We start from the raw sequence: 26,404 nt of genomic DNA on the forward strand, positions 1-26,404 counted from the left end.
AATTACAAAATGAAAAAAATGTCAGTTTGCAAACTTACGGACTTGACTTTTTGTAACTTACAAAATATTATTAATGTAAGTAAAGGGTGGTACAAACCAATGCAATTGAATGGAAATACAATCTTGATAACAGGCGGAACGAGTGGAATCGGCCTCGCGCTCGCAAAACGATTCTCAGACCTTGGAAATCAAATGATCGTTTGTGGTACAAACGAAACAAAATTGGAAGAGATCAAACGATCATTCCCAAATTGGGGAACATATTGTATCGATATTTCCCGTCCGGAAGAAAGAGAAAGATTGTTCTATGAAACTACGAAAGACTTTCCAGAACTGAATGTTTTATTTAATAATGCAGGGATCCAAAGGTATCCAAAATTAAATGAACAAGAGCCATGGAGTCTTCTTGGCAAAGAAATTGATGTAAATTTAGGTGCACCAATTCATCTTTCGATGTTGTTCGCTAAACACTTGTTTGCAAAGAAGAATGCGGTCATTTTAAATACTACTTCTGGTTTATCTCATATACCTTTGGCGTATACACCAGTGTATAGTGCCACAAAAGCGGCATTACATTCCTTCACATTGACGTTACGATTTCAATTTCGTAACCAACCCATTGAAGTCATTGAAGTTTCTCCACCGATGGTTGATACCGATTTGGGAATCCCTAACACACATACGGCGGGACTCAATTTGGATGATTACGCGGATAGTGTGATTGAGGGACTAAAAAAAGGGGAACTCGAAATCACAACTGGTTTTTCAACAGTGACAGCGAATGCAAGTCGTGAACAAAAGAATGAAATCTTTTTATCAATGAATTTGGCTCGGAGTACTTCGAACTAAAGAACGACCTACAAAGGCACAAGCGATGGCGTCCCAAGAGTCGTCGTGGCCTTTTAGGTCTTTAAAACCTAAAATCATTTGGATCGCCGCCCTAACTTCTTTTTTGGTGGCGTTGCCTTTGGCAGAAATTCCTTTTTTGATTTGAGTGGCTGTTAATGACACCATGGGAATTTGATTTTCGCCTAAGGTGAGTAAAATCACACCACGAGATTCAGAAACTTTCATTCCTGTAGTTGTGTTTTGTACGAAAAACAGTTCTTCCACAGCTGCCCATTCCGGTTTGTGTTCGGCGAGAATCTCTTGGAGTTCCCTTCTGATCTGGAGTAAATTATCAGGAGAAGGAGTTTTGGGTGCCACTTCAATTGTCCCGTAGCCCAAAAGTGTAGGGTTCCGGCGTAGTCCCTCTGGAAAGGACAAGATGGCATAGCCCACTCGGTGGGACCCTGGATCAATTCCGATAATTTTCAATTATTTCTTTCCTAAAATCTATCTTCGGGACAGTTTTCAACGACTCAAACCCAAAACCTAGTCTAAAAATGAAAATGACAGGGTACTTTCCTTCCGTATAGTGGAAGAAAACCACCCGCAGGAACGTTAAACACATGACCGCAACGGCAGTGAAACTCGAAAAATCCCAGGCGGAGAAGGCATTGAACGCCCAAGCCGCCCTCCTCAATGAAGTTACGAAACGACTCGCACAGAAAAATTCCGACAACGGTAAAGTTTCCATTAGCAAAATGGACAAAACGCAACATGTGTTTTACCAACTTGCTTGGATGACAGCACAACAACGTGTAGCTGAAAACTTCATCGTATATGCTTGGGACGCTTCCAAAGGAACTGGTGAATTGGAACAGAAAATGGCGCTCACATTTGTGGCGGAAACTGTTTCGAACATTCGTTCTGAACTCGCAGCGCGTCCTGCAGAATATGAATTAACGTATCAGGAATTATTCTCCAAATTGTTTTCCGATGAAATCAATGCGTTTGTTGAAGCCGCATCGAAAATGGAAAACTACGAAGCCATTGTGGATAAGATCGTTGATCTTGGACATTTTGGTGCTTATGGACTTTCGGAAGACCACGAAAACTTCCGTGGAATTTTCAAAGACTTTGCTGAGAACGTAGTTGTTCCTCACGCAGAACATGTTCATAGACATGATGATTTGATCCCACAAGAGATCATCAATGGCCTTCGTGACATGGGATGTTTTGGTCTTTGTATTCCAGAACAGTTTGGTGGAATCCAACCAAACGATCGCCCTGACAACATCTCCATGTTAGTGGTAACGGAAGAACTTTCCCGAGGATCACTCGGAGCAGCAGGTTCCCTCATCACTCGTCCAGAAATCATGTCCAAGGCTCTCCTCAAAGGGGGAACCGAAGAACAAAAAAACAAATGGTTACCACTTCTTGCATCTGGTGAAAAATTTGCAGGGATCATGGTAACAGAACCTAACTACGGTTCTGATGTTGCCGGAGTTTCTGTAACAGCAAAAGAAGTAGAAGGTGGATTTGTCATCAACGGTGTCAAAACTTGGTGTACATTTGCTGGGTATGCAAACTTACTTCTCATCCTTTGCCGCACAGAGTCTGATCCAAGCCTCAAACACAGAGGTCTTTCGATCCTTCTTGCTGAAAAACCATCCTTTGAAGGACATGAGTTCAGCTACAAACAAGAAGGTGGTGGTTCCATCCAAGGAAAAGCAATTGGAACAATTGGTTACCGTGGTATGCACTCTTACGAAGTATCTTTTGAAGACTACTTTGTTCCAAAGGAAAACCTACTTGGTGGAGATGCTGGTCGTGGAAAAGGTTTTTACTTCCAAATGGAAGGATTTGCTGGTGGAAGGATCCAAACTGCAGCACGTGCCAATGGTGTGATGCAAGCAGCTCTTGAAGCAGCACTTCGTTATTCCCAAGAACGTAAAGTATTCGCAAAACCAATTTACGATTATACTTTAACTAAGTTTAAAATTGCGAAGATGGCAATGATCACGCAAGCAACTCGCCAATACACAAACTATGTAGCAACGTTACTCGATGACCACAAAGGCCAAATGGAAGCAACACTTGTAAAATTGTATGCATCCAAAATAGCTGAGTGGGTGACTCGTGAAGCAATGCAAATTCATGGTGGTATGGGTTATGCGGAAGAATATCCAGTTTCACGTTATTTCGTGGATGCTCGTGTGTTCTCTATCTTTGAAGGTGCGGAAGAAGTAATGGCTCTTCGCGTTGTAGCGAAAGACCTTCTTGACCAAGCACTCGCTTCTTAAAAAGACAAACTTCTTTACCGAAAGGAATTTCTCTTCGGTAAAGAATCATTCCAACATTTGTCGAAATGTCATAAAACATACGACATCTACTGTTAAAAGGCCTGAACTTTCAGGCTTTTTTTATACCTATTACAAAAACCAAATGGATAAAAAACTTTCTCTTCATTAAAAAGAAGTCTAAGGTATTACCAGAATATTATTTCTGTTATATGAAGTTACATTTTGTATTTTATATTTTAATTTTATCGGTATTGAATGTAACGTGCAAAACACCAATGCCAGAACTCAGTTCGGAAGCAAAACTTTCGAAAAATCAACCAATTTCCATTCGTTGGACAACAACGGATCCCATCCTTGCAAAAGTATTTCCTGAGGTTTTTCCTGTTCCACCTGCTATTCTCATTGATGACCAAGTGAATGTTGCTGATTTAACAACTGTTACACTACCACCTCCTGATCCAAACCAGTTGCCTAAAATTCCCCAAAAAAAACCACATAATCCCAATGAACTTCCTCGATGGGATCGAGGATTTGAATTAACCAATATCGATAATTTAACTCTTGTTATTCGTAATGAAAGCCAAAGGCCATTCAAAAGTATAGGGATTAGTTTATTAGCGCTTACGATGGTCTACTATGGAACAATGGAAACAGAAGCGGAGTTGGTCTGGACATCTGGGGAAACGAATTTACATCGAATTTCTTTTTTATCTACCTATGAAACGATTTGGGCACCTATGCCATTTTATATTGGAACTGGCTCAAGTGTCATCGCTCCCATGTTAAACGCAAATCGATATCCTTCCAATTTACAAAAATACTGTATCCAAGAAAAACCTTCCAAACTCCGTGAGTCTATGGAGCAAACTCATTCGGAAAATTGTAAAGAGTATGAATTGTTTTTAAGGAGGCTGTTTTTACAGAATTACGAAGTGATTCATTTACAACTGACAGAATGGGAAAAAAGAAACCAAGATTGGTTCCAACCATAATCATGTAAGTTCAATTGATACAAATGAGACTCTCAAAAATTACAGTCCAAACTTTTTTGCTTAGTATTTTCTTTCTTCCATTTCAATTCCTTGGTTCAGTATCCATTCCGAAAGAAAATTGGAATATTGTTTTGTATGGTGGGATTTTTACAACCACAGACCTGATCCCAATTGTTTTTCGGCAAAAAACAGACTATAAAGAATCTTATATTGGTACAGTCGGTGTGAGTCGGCCCTTGGATTATCGAATTCGTTGGTTTGATTTTTTATGGGAAACAAACATAACTAAACATTTTAATGGCATGAACCATTGGGAAACAAATACATTCTACATTGTTAAAATCAATCGTATCTATGATTCTCCGATCAGTTTATCCTTAGGAGAAGGTTTATCGTTAGCATCTGAAAATCCAAAATTAGAGAATAAGGCTAAGGGATATTATTGGGAATCAGGTTTACAAAAGGATGCGATTGAATCGAGGGCACTTCTCAATTATATGATGGTGGAAATCAGTACTTACTTACCCATTGATCGAAAGACAGAAGTATTTTTAAGGATTCACCATCGTTCTGGAGTATTTGGATTGTACTGTCCACCCGATCCAAACTGTGGTTCTAATTTTGTTTCGTATGGGCTTCGGACTGCTTTTTAACCTACGAATCCATTCATCATCCATGAATTCATAGGGTTCAATATTGGTTTTTATCTAAAACTAATTAGATGGGTTTGTTACTGTTGGTTCCTTAATCCAATCATATTTTGCTTCTTTGTGTTTTCCCTGTTCGACCAATGATTTTAAGTTTAACAGAGTTTCGTAGGGAGTGTCAGTCAGTACTAGGTTGATGACTGATTGTGGTACAGATCCACCTGGCTCAAAATGTGCTTGGTACTCAATTTTGAGTTTCCCATTGGCTAAGGGAGTGAGTTTCCAATACCCTTCAAACGCCGGCATTCGTGTCACACCAGAAGGTGCAGATTTTGCATTTGAATCCAATCGTTTCATCTTCATTGTAGTTGTGAGCGTTTTATCATTTTGATCAAAACTACGATCCATAATGACATCTCGGTCATTGACAGGCCATGGTGCTCCATTCCTTAGATATACAGATGATTTTTTTTCGGATCCAGAAAGAACTGTCAGCTCTTTGCATTGGTGGTATAAGTTTTTACAAGATTGTGGATCCACAAGTAAGGCAATCACTTGAGAAATCGAAGCATCAACTTCTGTTTTACCTAAAAACTCTTCGATATTGGAGCCAGCGACTTGCCTTGTTAGAACTTGGATACCTTTTTTACGTTTTGATTCCGACCACTCTGGTGTCTGTGCCAATAATGGAATCAATTGAGCGAATAGGAAACATCCTAGTATGAATTTGAAAACTGTTTGTTTTTGGATCATGGTTACCTGCCTATTTGTGAATGAATGATTGGTCTAACTGTTTCAGCAAAGAATAATGAGGTTGAAGAAGCTGGTAACAAACTCAATCCATTTTTTCTACCGATATTATTTACTGCTAAGATCGCCATGTAATTTCGATTTCGATCCAACCAAGGGTAAAAACCATTAATCCCGATACTATGGGAAATCAAGTCCTTGTCACATTCTGCGGGTACATCCGTAACCGTACAAAATCTCCAATTTCCCAAACCATATTGCCATCGGTATCCAAATGCAGAAAATTGTGAATATCCAATCTTTGCGCCATTGTATTGGTCAGACAAAATTTCTGTAACGGATGTTGTTGATAGAAAATTTGTAATATTTCCACCTGAGGAATTTTTAGCAGTACCATTGGTCAAAAGTGCATTCAACATTCGCGCATAATGTTCTGGAGAAATGGATAATCCATATGCCCCGGACAAACTTCCATCTGTATCGGTACCACCTCTTGAATTCCCTCGCCAAATTGCTTGGCTTGCATCCCATCCAAGAGGAGTTAGGATTAACTGAGTGTAAATTGTGTCCCAAGTTTTGTTGCAAGAAACTTCTAACATACGTTGTGCGACAGCCATATGGTTGGAGTTGTATTGGTATAAGGCTCCAGGCGTTCCAGTCGATTGGTCTCGAATCTCGCCTACACAGGTATCTTTTTGGGTGGATGTTGCACCGAGTGGTAAAGTAGAGATACAAGTAGCTTGACCAGATCCATTCCCACCTCCTGCATTCAATCCTGAAGTAAAGGAAAGTAATTGGCGTAAGGTGACATTTGCATATGTTCCTGTCCAACCCAACACTTGTGCTGTTGTACGAGATAAGGAAATTGCCCCTCCAACAGCTCCATTATTACAAGTTCCAGTTGTTACAGTCCCGCATTGTGCATAAGTACCACTATTTGTGTTACAATCTATAACTCTCATTGCTGTAATTGCGGTGACCCACTTGGATCCGGAAGCAATCGGTTTATAAGTACTATAATCGATCACAGATTGTCTTGCATAAATCCGAGATCCATTTTGATCAAATACTTGGAAACTTGCACCTTCATCTGTTGTTCTTGCGTATTGGTCGAAACAAGAATCCAAACTAAAACAAGATCCAAAAATTCCAGCGATTAATGTTGCTTGTGTGTCTTTGTCAGTTGATACAGGCTTTTGGCATTGAAACAAAAACAATGATAAACTTGCGAAGGTGATTCCAATTAATTTTTTGTGATTCATATTGATACCTCTTTAAAATCGAATTGGCTCGATTGTGATTATTTTTCCTGTTTTTTCCAAATCACAGGATGCAAACTCAGGAAGTAAGTAAGCATCTCTTATCACTCCCCCAGCAGTTGTTAGGCCATCATATATACTTCCCAAAACTAATGCGCCTTTGGTTCGAATGTCTGATTCACACTGTAGAACCGACGATTCCATAAAGGATTCTTTATCCTCAATTTTGGAGATGTATGAGTACAAAATTTTTGCTAAGAAACCGTTTACGATGAGGAGTGGTGAAATTGGTCCTTGTCCGCCTTTCATCCCTGATTGGGCTAACCAAAATGAGGAAGCAGTTGATTCTGCTTCAAAAATCGCATCAGATATTCTTTTTTTGGCTTCTGATCCTTTTACGGCTCCATAAGTGGGGATACCAATCCCTTCTGTTAACATACAATTTGTCAAAAAGACAAAGAAAAGAATGGAAAGAATGATTTGTTTCATAGAAAAGGGTACCTCATACCAAAATGAAAAGATGGGAACAAACTAACCTTCAGACTATGGTTCGCATTCCGGAACCTGAACTCATGGTCGAACCAATTCAGGTAGATTCGTATGCGAATGCTGGATTTGAAACAGCGCATTCGATGATCATTAAACATTTTCAAAACAGACTTCCTCTTAAATTTTCCCCACGTTCGGTGTTAGATTTAGGATGTGGGTCTGGAGATATGTCATCTCGTCTGTTCCCATTATTTCCAAATGCCGACTTCACTTACTTAGATGGTTCCAAATTAATGTTAAATTATTGTCAGAAGCGTCTTTTTACGTTAATCGGTGAAAAAAGAAACAATAAAATGTTTTTTAAAAACGAACTTATTCAAGACTTTGTTCCCGAATCCAGTTTTGAACTAGTGTTCTCAAACTCACTTCTCCATCACATTCACAATCCTTTTGAGTTTTGGTCTGCGATCCAGAGGTCGATTGATGACGATAGTTTTATCTTTGTTTGCGATTTGTTACGTCCCAACTCAAGATCAGAAGCATACCAACTAGTAGAACGTTATGCGAAAAATGAACCTGAAGTTTTAAAAACAGATTTTTTAAATAGTTTGTTTGCTGCTTTTCGAATTGAAGAAGTAACCGATATGTTAGTTTCCATACGAATGAGCCATAAGTTAAATGTAGAAATGATTTCAGATAGACATTGGATTTGTTATTCAAAACCAAGATGATCTGATTAAAGGGAAATCAGTTCAGTTGACTCAAATAACCAATCATTTACTTTTCCGGGAATGGTTCCTTTACAATGGGAACATATACTAGAATCAATTTCTGGCAAAGGTGCACCACAGTGATTGCAAGATTCCTCAGAAAATCCCAGTGTTTTTGTCCTTTCATTAAGTAAAACTAAATGGATCTTTGAACGTCGGTGTTCTGGTATGAATCCTTTTTTCCTTGCGCCACTCCAACGGATTTCACATGTCATTTTTTGAGGTTTGGACTTTAAATCCAAATGAACCAAATGGCAAGATCCAATCACGGGAGAGTGAATTGGTGCGTTTCCTGGACCTGACAATCGATTGTTTGATTCTTCAACTGAATCTCTTTTTAAAATCTCGCTATTTGGTAATGATTGGTAGTGTAAGTATTTCCAAAAAACTGCACTGGCTCTATCTTCTAATAACTGTTTTGCGATACCATCCTGTAAATCCAATCCTTGTTTTGATTTTGTTTCTTCCCATTCCACCAATTGAGTCATTTCAGTTAACACCCAATCCGCTTCGCCAGAATTGTAGATACCTCCACAATATTCACACTTATTTGTAGAATGTGAAAACGTAGCAGTCGCTCCGCAATTAGGACACAAATTATGGATTAAATCAATATTTGGTTTTGTTTGTGTTGTTATCTTTCTTGTATAGGAATGTATCTCTTCATAAACACTTACTTTTTCTTTGTTCAATTGGTTTTGAATTTCTAACTCGGAAGTTTGTTTTGGAAAGGTTTTATCTTTGGTTTTGCATTTTATTCTTAAATGTAATGTTAAATAATCAGACTCCATCGACATTCCGATGATTTTTACAGAAACAACGCTGAATCCTTTCATTCGATTGATTTCACCATCAATCGTATTCATCAATTGTAATTGGATGGAAAATCTTTGGAATACAGAAGCAGAGAGAAAATTCCTTACAGATTCCATATCTCCTTTGTCCCAGGCAAAAACAGTTTTTTCAGTAATCAAAATCACCTTTTTTTCAAAGAGATCCAAGTCAAAATTGGGATCAATTTTTTGGATTTGTAAAAGGTTAAACTTCTCTTTTTGTTTTTTCTCTGCTTTGTATTTCCATTGATTGCAATAAAAAAATCCTAGGATGGTAAATCCTAAAAAGAAGATTCCTATAATAACCAAATGTCCCATATGATTCCCAGAGCCTGGTGAGTATAGAAACGCATTCAATACTGCATAGAAAATGAGAATTGGATTATAAGTGATTTGTTTATTTGTCTCTTGGAGTCTTAAGTAAACTTTGTAATTAGTTGGAATCGGATTGTTCCAATCAAATGAAAATCCATCTGCTTCCCATTTTGGTTCGATAGGAACAATCAAAGAAGTTTGGTCAAAAACGTCTGAGCAATATTCACAATCAGATACGATCATTTCAATTTTACATGAGTTTTGATCGATGTTAGATTCGCTTAACAACCGTATATGAAAAGACTCTAATTCTACATTTTCTCGATTTTCTAAATTTGTGATTCGTATCCAATGATCCAAACCTTTGTTTTGACGGTTGGAAGATTCTCCCAATGTAGAAAATGAAAAATCATATTGTTCTAGGTTGTTTGCTGTAGTAATCCCATCTGCAATACTTACGGAAAATAGATGCCAAAAGTAAGTGGAAACTCCCTTAAATCCGTAGGTTATTTGATAGGCAGGTGTCCAAAAATGATTCCAAAATGTTTCGCCATATTCGCGAAATCGATGTAATCCCAACTGTAATTGTAAGGAATTTTGAATTGGATTGTCCTTTGGTATTAAAATTCTAGATTGGTAATGGTGGGATCCGTTTTCATTCAAAGTTACTGTTTCATCTAATGTATAACTTATCTTATGCGAATTTGTTTGGATTTCCTTTTGAGGGTCTATCTTTCTTTCAGACAATTGAGGTATGTCGATCACGTGAAATGTATTTAGTTCTACATTTTTCCATGAGTCACTATTGATATGAAACTCTTCTACCCTAACAGGTACTTCAAAACGTTCGTATTCTGAAAGTGATTCATTAAAAACTTCATTTTGTATTTTAAAATTTTTAGAAAAGGAATTGGGATCCCATTTTAAATCAAACTGAATCGGTTGAGAAGAGAGATTTGTTTTTGTGAATTTCCAGTTCACTAGGGACAATTTTCCCATCGTGATGGTTGCGTCTTCGATTTGGTAATGGATGGAAATATCCATTTCTGGATTTTGTTCGTTGTTTGACCAAAAAATAGTAATCATCCCAGCGTTATGCGAAGGATAAACTGTTTGTGGAAAAACTTCTAAATTTGTTATTTCAGCATCTTTTTTGATTAAAAATGAAGGTCTTTTGATCCCAATTTTGGATTGGTCTTTTTTGATTCGAAAGGATTCATTTACATCCGCACTACCATCTGCATGGAAGTGAATTGAAATTTTGTGGTTCGAAGATTCAAAATAAGAGGTTGGTTCTGGCCCACTGGAACTAGGATAGGAAGTACTTGAATGGTTAGATTTTGATGAGGAAGAACTGGAGTTATAAGAAGGTTTATAACTCGAATAGGAAGATCGACTACTACTACTCGAACTTGAGGATCGATAGGAATTTCCCATCCCTGGCCTTGCATCAAAGGATGGAATCCAAAAAACAGAGAGGTAAAGTATCGTAATCAGCTTACGCAAGGTATTTTTTTTCGACTCTTACTTTATCCATAGAACTAATTTTAAATTCTTTTGCTAAGTCTTCTAAGAATTGGATTTCTGCTTGGTTCAGTGAACCATCAGATGCCACAATACATACTGCATCTTCGAAAAAATTAAGAGCGTATTCATCACTATCTGCTACTACCTTTGAAATGGTTTTCATTGGTAGGGGGTTATCAAATGTTTTGGAAAGAATCTCTAAAACTTGTTTTTTCTGTGATTGGAATCCACTGAGTAGACAATCAGGTTCAAACAATACATTCACAAGTTCACCAACGATTTCGCCTTCCTTCTTTTTGAACTGGCCATCCGCATTACAGGCGTAGGACCACAAACTTAAAAGTACTTTTGCATATTCGATATGTAGGTCACTTTCGATATCGAGGGTTTTGTGAATGGATTCAGGGTGACTCTTTTTATTGCCCTTGACTTGTTTCAAATTTTGAACGATTTTCTTAGCCATAACAAACAGGAAGTTTATGGTGAATCTCCCTTCCTTCAACTTCATTTTTTTCCGCTTTTCTTGATTTTTCTCAAAAATAGGCTGAATTGGAAAATCCCGTCAGGAAACTGGAATTAATCTATGTCGAAACACATTTTAGTTACAAGTGCTTTGCCTTATGCAAACGGCTCTATCCACCTAGGTCATATATTAGAAGCAGTCCAAACTGACATTTGGGTGCGATTCCAAAAGTTAATTGGAAATGAATGTTATTTTTTCTGTGCGGATGATACACATGGAACTCCGATCATGATTGCCGCTAAAAAAGCAGGAAAAACACCTGAGTCTATGATTGAAGAAGTACAGAAGGAACATTATAAAGATCTCACTTCGTTTGGAGTAGAGTATGATAATTATTACACAACTAATTCAGAAGAAAACCGAAAGTTCTCGGAATCGATTTATCTAACCCTCAAAAAAAATGGACATATTGTTTCTCGGAACATCGAACAGTCGTACTGCGAACATGACAAAATGTTTTTGCCTGACCGTTTCATCAAAGGGACTTGTCCAAAATGTGGAGCAAAAGACCAATACGGGGATTCTTGTGAAGTTTGTGGGACCAGTTACTCTCCAAAAGACTTAAAAGATTCCTATTGTTCTATTTGTGGAACCACGCCTGTCTTAAAAGAATCAAAACATTTGTTTTTTAAATTACAAGACTTCCAAAACCAATTAAAAACTTGGATGGAAGAAGGGAACCGATTGAACGAAGGTGCCCAAAAGAAATTACAAGAATGGTTTACCTCTGGTTTACAAGAGTGGGACATTAGCCGAGATGGTCCTTACTTTGGTTTTGCGATCCCAGAGGAAGAAAACAAATACTTTTATGTTTGGTTAGATGCACCTATTGGATATATGGCTTCCTCTTTAAATCACCTGAAAGATGAGAAAAAATTCAATGAGTTTTGGAAAGAAGGAAAAGGAGAAATTGTCCACTTCATTGGAAAAGATATTTTGTATTTCCATGGTTTGTTTTGGCCAGCGATGCTTATGGGATCTGGTTACAAAGCTCCGAATCAATTGAATGTACATGGATTCTTAACTGTGAATGGTGAAAAGATGTCCAAGTCTCGTGGAACATTTATCAATGCTTCCACGTTTGCGAAACATTTGGATATTGAACATTTCCGTTTTTATATGGCATGTCGACTTGGCTCTGGTATGGAAGATGTTGACATCTCCTTTGATGATTTTGTTTCCCGTGTGAATTCCGACCTAATTGGAAATTTAGTAAATCTAGTATCTAGAGTTTCTACATCAATTTTGGACAAGATGGATCGTAAACTTGGAACATTATCAGTCGAAGGAAAAACCTTAGTCTCTGAATTGCTCAGTAAAGAAACTGAAATCAGGGATGCCTATGAATCACGTAACTATTCTAAGGTGATGCGTGAAATTACAGGTCTAGGTGATAAAGTTAACAAATATGTAAATGATTATGCACCATGGAACTTAATCAAAACGGATGTGGAAAAAGCAAGGGAGGTTGTCACAACTTCTCTCAATTGTGCAAAAATCCTGTTCACCTACTTGGCACCCGTGACTCCAAAAATTGCAGTTGCAATCAAGGAATTATTCCAAGTTCCGGATTTAAATTTTTTAAATCTGTCGGAAACCATTGAAAACAAAACTCTTGGCCCATACCAAATGTTATCCAAACGAGTTGAGGAAAAAAATATTTCACTTATGATCTCAGAAACAAAAGAAGCCTTTGAAAAATCAAATCCTAGTCCATCAAAACAGGAAACAAATAAGTCCAATACAAACGAAACAAAAGTAGGTACAGTTTCCGAGGATGGATTTATTACCATCGATGAATTGTCCAAAGTGGAACTACGAGTAGGCCTTATCAAAGAAGCAAATCCTGTGGAAGGTGCCGACAAACTTTTGTTTGTAAAAGTAGATCTAGGAGAAAAAGGGATCAAAAACGTATTTGCAGGAATCAAAGCAAGTTATACAGCCGAAGAGTTAGTTGGTAAAAAAGTAGTCGTTGTTGCTAATTTAAAACCACGCCAAATGAAGTTTGGATTATCAGAAGCGATGTTACTTGCATCAGGTAAAGAAAAAACTTTATCTTTATTTGTTCCAGATCGAGATGCAAATCCTGGTGATCTTTTGAAATAAAAAAATGCCAACAAAGTCAGAACAAATATTAAGGGAAAAAGAAATCCAAGGGATTAAATTTAGTCTCTATGGAAAAATGATTATATTTAGTCTCCTTACTGTCGGTACTTTCTTTGTTGCTCAATCCCTTTCCGAATTGTTTACGATTACATTAATTTCTGTAGGGCTTAATGTAGTTTTGTATATACTTTCAAAATTCTTGAAGAAAGGTAAATTCGTTTCATTTGTTGGTTTGTTTTGTGTGGTGATCGATTTGGTGATCATCACAATTTTACCTTTTATTTGGTACAATGCTGTGGGTGGAGAATCCCAAGTTCCAAGAACCTATCTCATTAAAACTTATCTGCACTTTATCATTGCAGGAACACTAATCATCAATGCATTTAGTATACAACCCATATATCCAATGTTATATGCATTGGGAGTGGTGATAAGCCAAGCTGGGATTTTAGTTTATGCGCAACAGGACCCGAGGTTTATCAGTACAGAAAGTTTTAAGGAAGCATTCCTTGGTCCAGCTGCCCATGTTAACAACTACATCATGTCCATGGGAATTATCGGAGTATTGGGATTCTTTTTGGCTTACCTTACTTACCGTGTTAGGCGAACTGTGCTTTCTGCAGTTACAAATGAAGTAAAGATGACACAACTCACTCGTTATTTTTCTCCCAATGTTGTCGCAGAATTAGACCAAGCAGGGGAAGAATTTTTCAAACCTGGTGGAAAGGAATCCACGGTTGCAGTTTTATTTTGTGATATTGCCAATTTTACACAAATTTCAGAAACTTTAGGTCCTGAAAAAACCATGTCACTTTTATCCGAATACCATAGTTTTATGTTAGAGATAGTATTCCAAAATCATGGAACACTAGATAAATTCATTGGTGATGGGATGATGGTTACTTTTGGAACTCCGATACCTTCCAAAGAAGATGCAACCAACTCAATAAAAGCTGGAATCGCCATGATACAAGCATTAGCTGCCTGGAATCAAAAGAGAGAATCCAATGGAGAAAAATCTATCGCCATACGAATAGGGATTCACTATGGTTTAGTAATTGTTGGAAATGTAGGGGTTGAAAAACGGCTAGAATATACAGTGATTGGTGACACAGTCAATGCAGCTAGTCGACTTGAAGCTTTGGGTAAGGAATTAAAACGTAATTTTTTAATCTCAAGAGAATTGTATGACCATACTTCTTTAGAATTCAGGCAGACATTAAAAATTAAAACAATGGGTACTCTTTCTTTACGTGGTAAGTCAAAAACTACTGAAATCCTAGCAATTGAGGTCTAAACATGATCCAAATTCCAAGTGACAAAGATATTGTGATCCTAACAAAACCTAATTTTTTATCCCACGATGTATCAGTGAAAGTTTTGAATTCAAAACAAACTGTGTCTATGATGCATGATTTTGATTTCGAAAAAAATCAATTGTTTGTCGATTGTGACGAAGATAGTTTTTTAGAAATTGATCCTTCTGTAAATTCTTCCACCAAGCAATTGTTATGGGAAAATGGTAAATTATTACTCAGTCAGAATGAATTGGAAACATTAGTAAATTCAATGCCACCACTCTCCCCTTTTTTAGCCCAAGATTTGACAGGAAAAGATTTGATGTTGGCTTGGGGGAAAAAAGAAAGTTTGCTTAGTGCAATTGAATCAGGTTCTGGTACATATTTTAGTCGCTCAAGGAATGGAAAATGGGTGAAAGGGGAAGAGTCAGGCCATTTGCAAAATCTCAAACAGATTTACCTACATACAAATCCTTTTTTTGTGCAGTATGTAGCCGATCAAGTTGGCGCGGCCTGTCATACAGGCTATTATTCTTGTTTTTTTAGAGAACTTGGTCAGAATGATTCGGTTTCATTCGTCTATTCTAATAAAGTAGGAGAGTAATTTTGAATCGAATGATCCTCATTGTTATCGTAACCGTCGCCGTACTATTCATCATTTTCCAATTGAAGAAAACTTCTGGAATGGACCAATCACAACTCAAAGAAAAAATTGATGCGGGTGCACTTGTTGTTGATGTGCGAACTGTCGCAGAATTTAATTCCGGCCATTACCCTACAGCCAAAAATATTCCAATCGATGAAGTATCCAGACGAGTGGATGAGTTCGGTGATAAAAACCAAACAATTATCGTTTATTGTGCGTCAGGTGGTAGAAGTGGAAGTGCTAAATCCTATTTAGAATCGATTGGATACAAACAAGTCATCAATGCTGGTGGACTCTCCAATATGCCAAGTCGATAAATGGGATTTGGTTTTTTCCAATCCCATTCTTAGAACCAAACTACATACGTTTTCGTTTCATATACAATTGTAAGCCGGTGACGGCTTCTTTTTTTACTTTGTTGCCGAGAGCAGGCCACCAACCGAGTAAATAACCAATAGGACCCATCGCCATTCCTAACCACTTCCACATAGAAAATTGGTCTTTGTGTTGGATGATCTTACCATCTTGAAAGGTAAATTTTGCTTGGATTTTGTTTTGAACGAGTCTACCTGTTTTGCTAAAACTATAATCAGCTTCCCAATTAGCAGAACCCTCTTTATCATTTGCTTTGATATTTGAGAATCGGATGGTTAAATTTTGACTTCTTTCGAGTAACATGAGCCACATAGCTCCTGCTTCTTTTCCCGTTAATTTTCCAAAGGCAGGGTCTTCAAATTGAATCTCTGGATGGTATAGGGAGATCATGGTCTGTCCATCTTTGTTTTGGAAGGCTGTGTAAAACTTTTGGATTAACTCTTCATTTGCGTTCATTGTGGAAAAGATTATGATTGATTTGATTGCCACTTAGCAAGAAAAAAAGTCATGAAACGGATTCTTCTTTTTGCTTTTGGAACAAGTTTTTTGCTGATTGGGCTTGTTGTTTTATTCCTTGCTGTTGGATATTTCCAAGAACCAAAATTCCACAAAGAAACAAGTGAGTGGCTGAAAGCAGAACCAGAAGACATTTGGAATTATATCACTGATATAAAAGACCTTCCTAATCGCAGGAAGGAAGTCGTAGCGATCAAAATTTTAGAATCAAAACCAGACGGTACTCCCACAAAATGGCTAGAAACTCCTGATATGGGTGGGTACATGATTTTTGAATTAAAAGAGATGATTCCTAATCGTAAGTGGAAGATTGAGCTAACGGATGCTAGTTTTAAGATGCGTGGATCGTGGACTTATATTCTAGAACCGAAAACTCCTGGAACTCTTGTGACTGTGATTGAAGATTCTGAAATCACAAGTGTTCCTGTAAGAGGGGCTTATGTGCTAGCTGGTCGTGACGCAACCTTATTAAAAGAAATGGAGCTCATCCGAAACCGATTTAGCGGACGTTAGGGGAAACAAAGATTATTTTAATCCTTGGATCCATTCATCCATTCCTTTGCAAATTTTTCTAACAGTTTCCCCATGGAAAATGATTCCAAGGTGTCCTTGCTCATAATAAGTGGTCACCTTATTTTCTGATTTTAGATCTTTTAGTTCCGTTAAACTTTCTTCTGGAACAATTTTATCAACAGTTCCTACCACACTATAAATTGGCATAGTAAAGTTGTTTAGAAAATTTTCTGTGTAATTGATTCTACCATCATTAGACCAAAAACTTTGTTCATTTGAGATTTGGCTTTGGAAAAATTGCATGATCACAGATACTGATTCTTCGCAAAACACGTCTTCCATTAGAAAGTACCATTCAGGTGGAGTAATTTCTTTATATCCCACAAAGTCTTTAATCGTTAATACTTTTGTTCCAATATTATAACTAAAACTACGTAAACTGGAATGTAGATTTAATATCAGTTTAAAGAATTTTTTCAAATCAATGGTTTGGATGGTTGCTTGCATGGAAAAACTTGCCATACTGAGAATCATATCCGAAATCATTTTATGAGGGAGCATACTAAACCCACGTTTCAAAGTGTCCAATCCAATAAAATTGGATTTTAAACTAATATAATTGGGCGAAGTAATCGAAACAATTCCTGCAATGTATTCTTCTGGTTGAGGTAAATTGAACTCCTCTTTGAGTTCTTTGATCTTTTCATAGGAAGAAACATAAAATCTTGGGATCATTCCTCCCATACTGTGTCCAACAACGACAGTTCTTTCACTTGGATAATGCCAACGAATCCATCGTAACACTTCTGGAAAATCGTCTTGGATGTAATTGTCTACTGTCCATCCTTCTTTTTTCCCATGTTTTGGCATGGTTTGCCTGGATCTTCCTCTCATATCCATTAGGAAAACCCGGTATCCATACTTTAAAGCTAACTCTTTTGCAAGTTTATCCATCACGGATCGCCTACAAAAAAAACCTGGAATTAAAAGTAGGTTTTTTCCTGTATTGTTTAATTTTTCAGGAGTAAAACTTTTTAATGATACCGCATAACCATCAGTAGTTGGTATTATAAAAGAAGCATCCATCCTATATTCAATATTATATTGATGGGATTTGAATATAATGGAGGTTACTGGTTCTTTTTGGTCTTTAGTCGTTGTATAAAAAAGATTTCTAGAGTTAGAAACTGTATCAGCTTTTTCGATATTTTTTTGGGCTATGTAATGGTCGTTTCCGGATTCCATTTCCTTTGCCACAACAAATTCGATGACATCAAATAGTGAATACAGTTGTAAAGTGAGAGGTCTAATTTGTTCTTCTGCGATTGGATCTTTTGTGATCCCCCACAAAATTCCAATTGGATTTTCATTCACAAAAAGTGGAATCCCAATGGCATGGTTCATCGTTTCAGAAAGAAGTACCTTTTTTTCAGGATGGATTTCTTCTTCTTTTAGGTTTACAAAAGTGACTTCAGGACGAAGTCCTTTATTGAAATCAATAATTGCTTTTCGGATAAAACGTGCGGATTCGTTCCTTGGATCTGCTAAATGAATGGGTCTCGACTTTTTGATGTATTCTTCTATGCCAGGAATTTTCCTTCGTTCTGCAATTTCTTTCAGTTTGAAGTGAGTGGCTGTGGCCACAATTTTCATCTCGTCTTGGTCGATGACTTCAAAAATGGAGAAATTAAAAATCGGATCATCGTTAAAATCAACGAGGGAAACCATTTTATTGGTGAAGGATTGCCAAATATTTTCCAAAAATTGGAAGGTTGTTTTTGGCACCGGAAAAATGTAAATTTTGTCCGGGCTAACCATGAGATTTTTGTTACTTTCTCTGGAGGAAATTTTGATCAAACGATCTTCCAACGTATTTTCTTCAAGTGCCATTTAGCATCCTTTCTATTTATGTGCCTGTGCGGTACGCTATAACTCTATTTTCGACTTTTCATATGCCTGTGAACTAAAAAATAAAGCTAATATGCAACAATCTGATTTCGAATCCATTTCAAGAGTATCCGTTCCCGATTTAGACTCCATTTTAGGAAAACCATTCCCAATTTTGGATGATGGGTTTGTCAGACTCGTTGATTATATGGGTTCAGATGAATCCATCGTTCAGGCAGCACGCGTTTCGTACGGAAAAGGGACAAAAAAGGTAAATGAAGACCGTGGGCTCATTCGGTATTTAATGCGCCATCGCCATAGCACTCCATTTGAAATGTGCGAACTCAAGCTACATGTGAGAGTTCCCATGGACACCTGGCGCCAATGGATCCGTCATAGAATGGCAAATGTCAATGAATACTCTACGCGTTATTCCGTAGCAATCGATTCTGCTCAAACAACTTTGCCTGGTGAGTGGAGAGTACAATCCGTAGGGAATAAACAAGGAAGTGATGGATTTTTAGAATTATCCAAAGGTGACCACCTAACAAAACGAGAAACGGAATTCCAAAAATTTGCAAATGATATTTACAATGAAAGATTGGAATTGGGTGTTGCACGTGAACAAGCAAGAAAAGACCTCCCACTCGCAACATATACAGAAGCTTATTGGAAAATAGACCTGCATAATCTACTCCATTTTTTAGCCCTTCGAATGGATGACCATGCCCAACTAGAAATTCGTTTATTTGCTAAAACCATCGGTGAACAGATTGTTCAAAAATGGGTACCACATACTTGGGAAGCATTTGTGGATTATCGATTGAGTGCCCTTCATTTGACAAAATATGATTCCGAGATCATCGCCGCTCTAAACCGTTCAGGAAAAGAAGGAGCCCGTCAAAAGGCGATCGAACTAGGAATGTTAGACGAACAAGGTTCTACTGCTAAAAAGAGCCGTGAACGTGAGGAATTAGAGTATAAATTATCACAATTGGGTTTTGCCATCCCTTGGTAATCAGGTTCTAAAACCGTTATTTTTGAGAATTTGATTGATAATTTATTTCCTTGTGTTTGTTAGAGTGATTATGAGCCTCAAAATCTCTCTAACACTCCTTTTGTTCCTCCTAACATCGATTTCCCTTTCTGCTGAGGAGTTTGCAGTCGCAACTTTTACACGTGGAAAGGTAAGTTTTTTACCAGCCTCTGACACTTCTAAACTCTGGAAAACTCTCAAAGTAAACGATGTGTTAAAACCTGGAGATCGGATCAAAACTGGAAATGGATCCAAAGTGGACTTTTTGTACCAAGAGACAGAAATCAGAATCCAACCTAACACAGATTTTACTTTAAAGGAATGGAACTCCGATAAAAAAGTAGCAAAAGCCTATGTCCAAAACGGCGCTGCCTGGTTTCGTGTGAACGGTTTCAAAAAAGGAAGTTTTGAAGTGTCCACACCAACTACAACAGCAGGAGTTCGCGGAACTGCATTTGGAGTGTTTTTCGAAGAAAAAGAGAAAAAGGGTTATACTTGTGTTTGTGAAGGACAAGTTAACATCAATGGAATCGATTTTGTAAAAGGTACTGGTGGTGCTAAAAAAGAAGGTGCAACCGAACTTGAAAAAAATGAGTACAAAGACATGATCACAAAAGACGGAGCAACCGTTTTACTCAATGAAAAAAGAAAACAAATGCCAATGTTAAATCGTTGTCTACCATGCCACAAACCTATTGGTTGGGAAGATAAAAGTTTTACACCGGATGAAACCTACGGCAAAAAGTGAAATTTATTTCTAGGTTTATCATTGTGTTTTCCTTCTTCATCTATCCAATATTAGGTGAAGAAGTGGTTACAACCAAAAAAGAAGAACCCGATGGCTACTATGGCTTAAAATTAGGTGCCATCATCACTCCCACTGCCTCGATTCGAATCCGTGACAAAGCTTCAGGTGCTAACGAACTTTCTCCCTCCGATAAAACTGGATTTTCCATGCCATGGACAATGTTTTCGATTTCAAAAGAATGGGAAGATTTGGGAATTAAAGCAGAATTTTGGGGCGAAATTTTAAGAAATGACGCACTCACAAATGATACATCTGTCGGAACCGGAAATAAATCGAATCCGTATGTATTTTTAGTTCGGCGAGCAAATCTTGCAAAAACATTTGAACTTGGAACAACTAAACACCAAATCCAGTTTGGAATGTTTGAACTTCCACATATGTTTTCTGTTTGGTCAGGAAATTATGATTGGCGGTATTTTGATAAATCACCTTTGGAATCTCTTGGATTTGCAAAAGACCCTGTTGATTTAGGAATTAATTATATTGGAAAATGGAGATCATTTTCTTTGCAGACTGCAATTGTCAATGGAGAAGGTTACCGAGATGTACAAAACACAACCAATACTGGTTATGATGTAATCGGAAAAATAGGTTGGGATCCTTCCTGGACTGAAAATTTAAAAACAGGTATCCACCTACTTGGTCGAGCATCGAATGCATTTGGTTATGCGAATGATGAATGTAGGGAAGGACGAACCAAATGCCTTTTAGATGATGGAAATCCAAATACAAAACGACAAGGACCTGTTTCATTAAACCAAGAACAAGTCATCGCAATAGAATCGCATCTCCTTTGGAAGGATACCATCAATTTGGGACTTGGCGGGATGTTCAAAAAACATTTGGGTGGAAAGATTGTTGATCGTATGGCACCCTACCAACAAGGAACGATCATTCCCGAATCAACAGGCAAAGGGGCTTACCTCTGGTTAGGGATTGGGAATGGTACCCTTCGGTTGGTAACAAGGGGTGAGATCGCAACTGGAGGTCCAAACCCTGGACTTAGGGCAACAGAAACCGTAGAACGGGAACCTTGGGTAAGGTTCCAACCTGGTGCCACAGAACCAAGGTATTCTGACCAGTCCTATTATATAGGAAAACAGATTTTTGGAGAATGGTTGTTTTCCCCGACAACTCGGTTTGCGATTGGGTATATGGAAGTCCGATCGTATGATACAAAAGGGGAACCCAATAAATGGTATGTAGACAGTACCGGGGAATCATCAAATCGTGTCGAATATATAGGACAGTTTTCAAAACCTACAACGTTTCCAATCTCCGAATATGGTAGATTGGATCGTAGTATTATATTGAAAGCGACAACTTCGTTCTAAGATAAAATATATGTTTTCTGAAATCCAAACCTTCATTGAGTCACAATTGTCTTCTGGCAATTTTTCTTATTCCACAGCGTTATTTTTAGCCTTAGGTGGTTTATTTGCCGGGTTACTTCCTTGTGTATATCCATTGTATCCAATCACGGCTGGAATTTTAAAAACTAGAGTCGCCAAACACAAATGGTCTCATCCACTCGTGTATTATTTTGGTTTAGCGTTGATGTATGCAATCTTTGGATTGATTGCAGGAGTCAGTGGGGGAGTTTTTAATTCATTTTTACGATTTCCAGAAACTCAATTGGTTTTAGCAATTTTGTTATTTGTATTGGGACTGAGTGTTGCTGAATTTTTATATTTTCCTTTTTTTTCAGGTGATCTAAAAAATTCGGTTAATGTAAATTATGCGAATACATTCTTTTTAGGAATGGGAGCAGGTTTGTTGTCGTCACCTTGTGTTGGCCCTGTTGTTGTTTCCATACTAGTCCAACTCATCAATTACCAAACAGAAGGATTCAAAATTTTACCGATCCTTTTTACTTCTTTTAAAATGTTTTTATTTGGAATGGGACTTGGAATTCCATTTTTGATGATTGGTGTATTTGGATTGTCACTTCCTAAATCGGGAAAGTGGATGAAATACATTCAATGGGCATTAGCCATTCTCATTTTCTATTTTTCTTATACATACCTTGAAAAGGCATTTGATTTATGGGGACTGGAGAAAGGCTTAAGCTCGAAAGTTTTTCTCCTTTGGACAGTGGCTCTTTCGTTTTTGTACCTTCAAAAAAAAGAGGGAACAACTACCGAAAAGATGAAACAATCTCTCTATCAAATTGTATCCATCACTGCTTTACTCATTTTGTTCTTATTTTTGAATCTATCCTTATGGAAACAAAACTTTGGAAATGCAGTTTCCAATTCAAATACTTCAAATTTTGAATTAAAGGAAGAACATGGAAATTTGGTTTGGTACCGAAATGAAAGTGATGTACTTTCATTAGCAAAAGAAAAGAATAAGCCAATATTTATTGATTTTTATGCCGATTGGTGTACTAACTGTAAGGAATTTCAGAAACTTACACTGACAAACAAAGAGTGGAACGAAACCCTTCAGAAGGATGTGATATTATGGAAAGTTTATGATACAGATCCTATATTTGAAACATTTGCCTCAAATCTAGAATATCCCGAATTAAAAATTGGATTACCTTTCTTTTTGATTCTCAGTCCAGATGGAAAACGTTTGTATAAATCCAATGACTATCTGGATACAAAAGGAATGATTTCTACGATCCGTAATTTCTACAATAATTCTAAGTAATTTATTCAAAGCGAATCAACCATTTTGTGGATGATTCGCATAATATTTGTTTTGTGAATTTATCGAGGGAGTGAGCTAACAGTTTGCAAATATTCATTTGCAATTTCTTTTACAATCTCACCAGCCGGTTTCACTTCTTCAATTTGGGCAACACCTTGTCCAGCAGACCAAATGTCTCTCCAACGTTTGTATTCTTGTTCGATTGCTTTTTCTCCACCAGCATGTCCCGCTGCAATTTTTTTAGGTCCGTCTTCCAGAATATCTGGTGATCGTTCCACTGATTTGGCCAACCAATTAGCAGGGATCCCTGATATTTTTTCAGTATATACAATCTCATCTGGACTTGAATCAATTAACATTTGTTTGTATTCATTTTGTGCTCTCGATTCTGGAGTTGCAATAAATCGTGTACCAATATAAACAGCATCTGCCCCAAGAGAGAGTGCTGCAGCCATTTGTGAACCATTGGAAATGGCTCCTGCGGCAATTACTGGAAGTCCTGTTTCTTTTTTAAGATAAGGAATGAGAGCAAATGGGGTGATTGCACCTGCGTGTCCACCTGCACCTTGAGAAACTGCGATGAGTGCATCTGCGCCAGATTTTGCGACAATGTTAGCGTGTTTGAGGGTTGTCACATCACAAAACAATGCGGAACCATTTGCTTTGATTTCTTTGGCGATTGTCCTTGGTGTTCCTAAGCTTGTGATGATTAATTCTACTTTTAAATCCATCACCACTTCAAATTGTTTTGCCCAATTAGGATTATGTTCCTTATGTAAAATTAGATTCACTCCAATTGGTTTTTTTGTTTTTGAACGAATTTCCAGAATCCCTTCGCGTAACTGTTCTGGAGTTCTGTAATTGAGAGAAGGGAAACACCCAATACCTCCTGCTTCTGAAACGGCAACTACTAACTCCGGATAGGAGACAAGGAACATGGGTGCGGCAATGATCGGCAGATCAATTTTTAGCATTTCGCTAATTTTTGTTTTGATTTTCATAAATCTCCTGTTATACGATTATGGTTGGGTTGGTTTTGGCGTTAGGTTGGGAAGATCTGATGGATACCGACCAGATCTTGGTATGCAACTCATTGCAAATCCCTGGATGATGTAACAAATTGAATCTTGCGAAATGCACTTAAGAGATTTCTGGTATTCCAAGCCATCAATCTCTGTGGCTATCGAATAACATTCCATTTTGTCTTCCATGAAGAGTTGTTGGGGTGTTTTGTTCTCTTGTGCCAATAGAGCAGTAAGAGACAATAAGAGTAGAGGGAGTAGATAAAAAAATGATTGGAATCGTGTGCGATTCATTGAACGTAATCCTGCTTTTCCTATAGGAACTGAAAATTGAAAGAAGTCAAACCTTATAAATCCTTTCTGGTTCCAATTCAATTTGTTCTTTTTTTCCTTTTGATTTTTTTTATCCAAAACTGCTTTGACCTTCATTCCGAAAGCAAACAAGAAATCCAATTACAACAATCTATTTATCTGATTGACAGGTACTATTATTGGTCTTCTGAAGAAATTTTAGACCCAGAAATGATCCAAGAATCAAAATGGTTACCAATTTCTGATAAATCATTAGGCTTTAAGAAAAAGGAAAAAGAATATTTATATATCAAATTTAGTGATCAATTCATACGACAACTTCAAAGCCCAATTCTATTTACGGAAATTGCCTTGGAAACATTTAAAGTTTTCCAAGGAAAAGAGAATGTTTATATTTCAAAGGATTTTGATTTTATATTTCCACACTTGATTCCTCTTAGTCCTGAACCAAAAGGATTTATATACATTCAATTCCAATCTCGATATAAAAATTTCATTGGATTAGATCGTGACATTATTCTTAAAAATCATACAAAAGCATTGATTGATTTGTTTATGGAAAATCTTTCTAAAACTTTTTTTTCCCCGATATTGTTAGTGTTATCTTTTATATTCATGGGATTTTATTTTTTGCGCAGAAAAGAATTGATTTTTTTAAATTTTTCAATTCTGCTATTGTCCGCTTCGCTCATCGAAGTGTTAAATGGATTTGTTGGATTTTCATTACGTCAGTATGCTTCGTATATCATTCCAATAACATTTCTCAATTTCACTTTTTTCCCTTTTGCTTTTTTGTTATTTTTGATCTCAGTATTTCCTCCTTTCTTTAAGAAAGTTTTTAAGTTCATCGCGATTTTACACATCTTTGTTTTTTTAACGTCTATCATTCGTAATTATGATTTAGGAATTTCTTTTTTAAATAGTGAGGAAGATTATAATTGGATTGTTGTATTGGAAGCAATCGTAGCCATCTTATCTTCTATCTATGTATTTTTGAAAGGGAATCGGCAAATTAGAGAAATTATCTTAGGCATCCTTGTCATCGTCTTTGCAGGACTCCATGATACACTTGTGGATTTAGAAATTTTGAACTACAAAATTCGATTCATTCACTATGGTTTTTTTCTAATGTTGGGATTTTTTGGATATTATGTGTTCAAACATTATTGGGAATTGTTGCATTCAATCAATCGAATGAACACCGAACTGCGAACAAAAAATAAAGAACTCCAACGATTGATTCAAATTGATAAAGATTTAGCATTAGCACATGCCTTACAAAAATCATTATTGTCTTCTAAATACAATGAGGACGATAAAATTCGTATCATTGGATTTTCTCAGAATTTGGAATCTGTTGGGGGAGATTATTTTGACCATACAAAAGATAGTATGGGTAATTGGGCTTTTTTAATTGCAGATGTGTCTGGTCATGGAATTTCTTCCGCAATGGTAGCTGCCATGTCAAAAATGGCATTCGTAGGTGCAGGTCCCTATTTACAATTTCCAGCAAGGGTATTTCACCTGATGAATCGCCACTTGGTTGGAAAAACAAAAAATCTCTTCATTACCGCTTCTTATCTTTTTATCGATACAGAATCTTATACAGCTACATTTAGTAATGCAGGACATCCTTGTTTTTACCTAATTCGAAACACTGAGAAAGATGTGATACAACTGACTGCAAAGGGAAAACCATTGGGTCTTTTTTCCCAACAATCATATGCAGAAGAAACTGTTGGGATCCAACCAAAGGATAAAATATTACTCTATACAGATGGGATATTTGACTTATTAAATGAACATGGAGAAAGTTTTGGAGAAGATAGGCTCAAATCATTGTTATGGGAATATCGTTACTACAACATCCAGGATTTATCGAGTATCCTACAAGATTGCCTATTTCGTTTTTCCAATGGTTGGAAACACCAAATGGATGATTTAAGTTTTTTACTCGTGGAAGTTAAATAACAGATACCTTAGATTTTTTACAA

General features: G+C 37.1%; 25 protein-coding genes. 15 read left to right on the forward strand and 10 right to left on the reverse strand.

The window, feature by feature from the left end:
* Nucleotides 1-99: 99 nt before the first annotated feature.
* A complete protein-coding gene (locus ND855_RS00115) occupies nt 100-849 on the forward strand; it encodes an SDR family oxidoreductase (protein WP_265356647.1) in 750 nt (249 codons plus the stop codon).
* Here ND855_RS00115 and ND855_RS00120 read toward each other — a convergent pair.
* Nucleotides 817-1,317, reverse strand: coding sequence for a crossover junction endodeoxyribonuclease RuvC (locus ND855_RS00120; protein WP_265356648.1), 501 nt, complete (start codon nt 1,315-1,317; stop codon nt 817-819). The genes ND855_RS00115 and ND855_RS00120 overlap by 33 nt on opposite strands.
* Before the next feature lie 134 nt (nt 1,318-1,451).
* Between ND855_RS00120 and ND855_RS00125 the strand changes: the two genes are divergently transcribed.
* The 3 genes from ND855_RS00125 to ND855_RS00135 all read left to right on the forward strand — a co-directional run bounded on the left by ND855_RS00125 (nt 1,452) and on the right by ND855_RS00135 (nt 4,773).
* Complete coding sequence (locus tag ND855_RS00125) at nt 1,452-3,128, forward strand: acyl-CoA dehydrogenase family protein (RefSeq protein WP_265356649.1); 1,677 nt, start codon at nt 1,452-1,454, stop codon at nt 3,126-3,128.
* Between the two features lie 209 nt (nt 3,129-3,337).
* Nucleotides 3,338-4,120 (forward strand): hypothetical protein, encoded by a 783-nt coding sequence (locus ND855_RS00130; protein WP_265356650.1) that lies wholly within the window; start codon nt 3,338-3,340, stop codon nt 4,118-4,120.
* Nucleotides 4,121-4,143: 23 nt separating this feature from the next.
* A complete protein-coding gene (locus ND855_RS00135) occupies nt 4,144-4,773 on the forward strand; it encodes a hypothetical protein (protein WP_265356651.1) in 630 nt (209 codons plus the stop codon).
* A 60-nt stretch (nt 4,774-4,833) separates the two neighbouring features.
* Here the strand turns inward: ND855_RS00135 and ND855_RS00140 are convergent, their stop codons facing one another.
* From ND855_RS00140 to ND855_RS00150, 3 genes are read right to left on the reverse strand one after another with little or no spacing between them, the layout of a single operon-like run.
* Nucleotides 4,834-5,520, reverse strand: a complete 687-nt coding sequence (locus ND855_RS00140; RefSeq protein WP_265356652.1) for an START domain-containing protein — start codon at nt 5,518-5,520, stop codon at nt 4,834-4,836.
* A gap of 2 nt (nt 5,521-5,522) precedes the next feature.
* Nucleotides 5,523-6,779 (reverse strand): serine hydrolase domain-containing protein, encoded by a 1,257-nt coding sequence (locus ND855_RS00145; protein ID WP_265356653.1) that lies wholly within the window; start codon nt 6,777-6,779, stop codon nt 5,523-5,525.
* Between the two features lie 12 nt (nt 6,780-6,791).
* Nucleotides 6,792-7,265, reverse strand: a complete 474-nt coding sequence (locus ND855_RS00150; protein ID WP_265356654.1) for a TIGR04452 family lipoprotein — start codon at nt 7,263-7,265, stop codon at nt 6,792-6,794.
* A gap of 23 nt (nt 7,266-7,288) precedes the next feature.
* On the opposite strand from ND855_RS00150, the gene ND855_RS00155 reads away from it, so the two are divergent.
* Entirely contained in the window at nt 7,289-7,996 is a 708-nt protein-coding gene (locus ND855_RS00155) for a class I SAM-dependent methyltransferase (RefSeq protein WP_265356655.1), read from the forward strand.
* Between the two features lie 5 nt (nt 7,997-8,001).
* Here the strand turns inward: ND855_RS00155 and ND855_RS00160 are convergent, their stop codons facing one another.
* Entirely contained in the window at nt 8,002-10,689 is a 2,688-nt protein-coding gene (locus ND855_RS00160) for a TIM44-like domain-containing protein (RefSeq protein WP_265356656.1), read from the reverse strand.
* Nucleotides 10,682-11,173, reverse strand: coding sequence for a tellurite resistance TerB family protein (locus ND855_RS00165; protein ID WP_407658683.1), 492 nt, complete (start codon nt 11,171-11,173; stop codon nt 10,682-10,684). The genes ND855_RS00160 and ND855_RS00165 overlap by 8 nt, the downstream gene beginning before the upstream one ends.
* Before the next feature lie 120 nt (nt 11,174-11,293).
* Here ND855_RS00165 and metG point away from each other — a divergent pair, with 120 nt between their 5' ends.
* The 4 genes from metG to ND855_RS00185 are packed head-to-tail and all read left to right on the forward strand — an operon-like array spanning nt 11,294 to nt 15,600.
* Nucleotides 11,294-13,339, forward strand: coding sequence for a methionine--tRNA ligase (metG, locus tag ND855_RS00170; RefSeq protein WP_265356657.1), 2,046 nt, complete (start codon nt 11,294-11,296; stop codon nt 13,337-13,339).
* Nucleotides 13,340-13,343: 4 nt separating this feature from the next.
* The gene (locus ND855_RS00175; protein WP_265356658.1) at nt 13,344-14,636 is read left to right on the forward strand and encodes an adenylate/guanylate cyclase domain-containing protein; all 1,293 of its coding nucleotides are present in this window, start codon (nt 13,344-13,346) and stop codon (nt 14,634-14,636) included.
* 2 nt (nt 14,637-14,638) lie between these two features.
* Entirely contained in the window at nt 14,639-15,241 is a 603-nt protein-coding gene (locus ND855_RS00180) for a phosphoribosyl-AMP cyclohydrolase (RefSeq protein WP_265356659.1), read from the forward strand.
* Between the two features lie 2 nt (nt 15,242-15,243).
* Nucleotides 15,244-15,600, forward strand: coding sequence for a rhodanese-like domain-containing protein (locus tag ND855_RS00185; RefSeq protein WP_265356660.1), 357 nt, complete (start codon nt 15,244-15,246; stop codon nt 15,598-15,600).
* Nucleotides 15,601-15,640: 40 nt separating this feature from the next.
* Here the strand turns inward: ND855_RS00185 and ND855_RS00190 are convergent, their stop codons facing one another.
* A complete protein-coding gene (locus tag ND855_RS00190) occupies nt 15,641-16,114 on the reverse strand; it encodes a nuclear transport factor 2 family protein (protein ID WP_265356661.1) in 474 nt (157 codons plus the stop codon).
* Nucleotides 16,115-16,165: 51 nt separating this feature from the next.
* Between ND855_RS00190 and ND855_RS00195 the strand changes: the two genes are divergently transcribed.
* Nucleotides 16,166-16,687 carry an SRPBCC family protein gene (locus tag ND855_RS00195; protein ID WP_265356662.1) on the forward strand — a complete coding sequence of 174 codons (522 nt, stop codon included), beginning with the start codon at nt 16,166-16,168 and terminating at the stop codon, nt 16,685-16,687.
* A gap of 12 nt (nt 16,688-16,699) precedes the next feature.
* Here the strand turns inward: ND855_RS00195 and ND855_RS00200 are convergent, their stop codons facing one another.
* Nucleotides 16,700-18,577 carry an alpha/beta fold hydrolase gene (locus ND855_RS00200; RefSeq protein WP_407658684.1) on the reverse strand — a complete coding sequence of 626 codons (1,878 nt, stop codon included), beginning with the start codon at nt 18,575-18,577 and terminating at the stop codon, nt 16,700-16,702.
* A 91-nt stretch (nt 18,578-18,668) separates the two neighbouring features.
* Here ND855_RS00200 and thyX point away from each other — a divergent pair, with 91 nt between their 5' ends.
* The 4 genes from thyX (at nt 18,669) to ND855_RS00220 (ending at nt 23,076) form a co-directional block, all read left to right on the forward strand.
* Complete coding sequence (thyX, locus tag ND855_RS00205) at nt 18,669-19,592, forward strand: FAD-dependent thymidylate synthase (protein ID WP_265356663.1); 924 nt, start codon at nt 18,669-18,671, stop codon at nt 19,590-19,592.
* A gap of 70 nt (nt 19,593-19,662) precedes the next feature.
* Entirely contained in the window at nt 19,663-20,358 is a 696-nt protein-coding gene (locus tag ND855_RS00210) for a FecR family protein (protein ID WP_265356664.1), read from the forward strand.
* Entirely contained in the window at nt 20,355-21,752 is a 1,398-nt protein-coding gene (locus tag ND855_RS00215) for a hypothetical protein (protein ID WP_265356665.1), read from the forward strand. The genes ND855_RS00210 and ND855_RS00215 overlap by 4 nt, the downstream gene beginning before the upstream one ends.
* Before the next feature lie 10 nt (nt 21,753-21,762).
* Complete coding sequence (locus ND855_RS00220) at nt 21,763-23,076, forward strand: protein-disulfide reductase DsbD family protein (RefSeq protein ID WP_265356666.1); 1,314 nt, start codon at nt 21,763-21,765, stop codon at nt 23,074-23,076.
* 59 nt (nt 23,077-23,135) lie between these two features.
* Here the strand turns inward: ND855_RS00220 and ND855_RS00225 are convergent, their stop codons facing one another.
* Together ND855_RS00225 and ND855_RS00230 are read right to left on the reverse strand one after the other, a co-directional pair.
* Nucleotides 23,136-24,077, reverse strand: coding sequence for an NAD(P)H-dependent flavin oxidoreductase (locus tag ND855_RS00225; RefSeq protein ID WP_265356667.1), 942 nt, complete (start codon nt 24,075-24,077; stop codon nt 23,136-23,138).
* Between the two features lie 18 nt (nt 24,078-24,095).
* Nucleotides 24,096-24,392: a hypothetical protein gene (locus tag ND855_RS00230; protein WP_100725736.1), complete on the reverse strand. Its 297-nt coding sequence runs from the start codon at nt 24,390-24,392 to the stop codon at nt 24,096-24,098.
* 36 nt (nt 24,393-24,428) lie between these two features.
* Here ND855_RS00230 and ND855_RS00235 point away from each other — a divergent pair, with 36 nt between their 5' ends.
* Nucleotides 24,429-26,381, forward strand: a complete 1,953-nt coding sequence (locus ND855_RS00235; RefSeq protein ID WP_265356668.1) for a PP2C family protein-serine/threonine phosphatase — start codon at nt 24,429-24,431, stop codon at nt 26,379-26,381.
* The last annotated feature ends 23 nt before the right edge of the window (nt 26,382-26,404 follow it).

The organism is Leptospira paudalimensis (assembly GCF_026151345.1).
Classification (GTDB): domain Bacteria; phylum Spirochaetota; class Leptospiria; order Leptospirales; family Leptospiraceae; genus Leptospira_A; species Leptospira_A paudalimensis.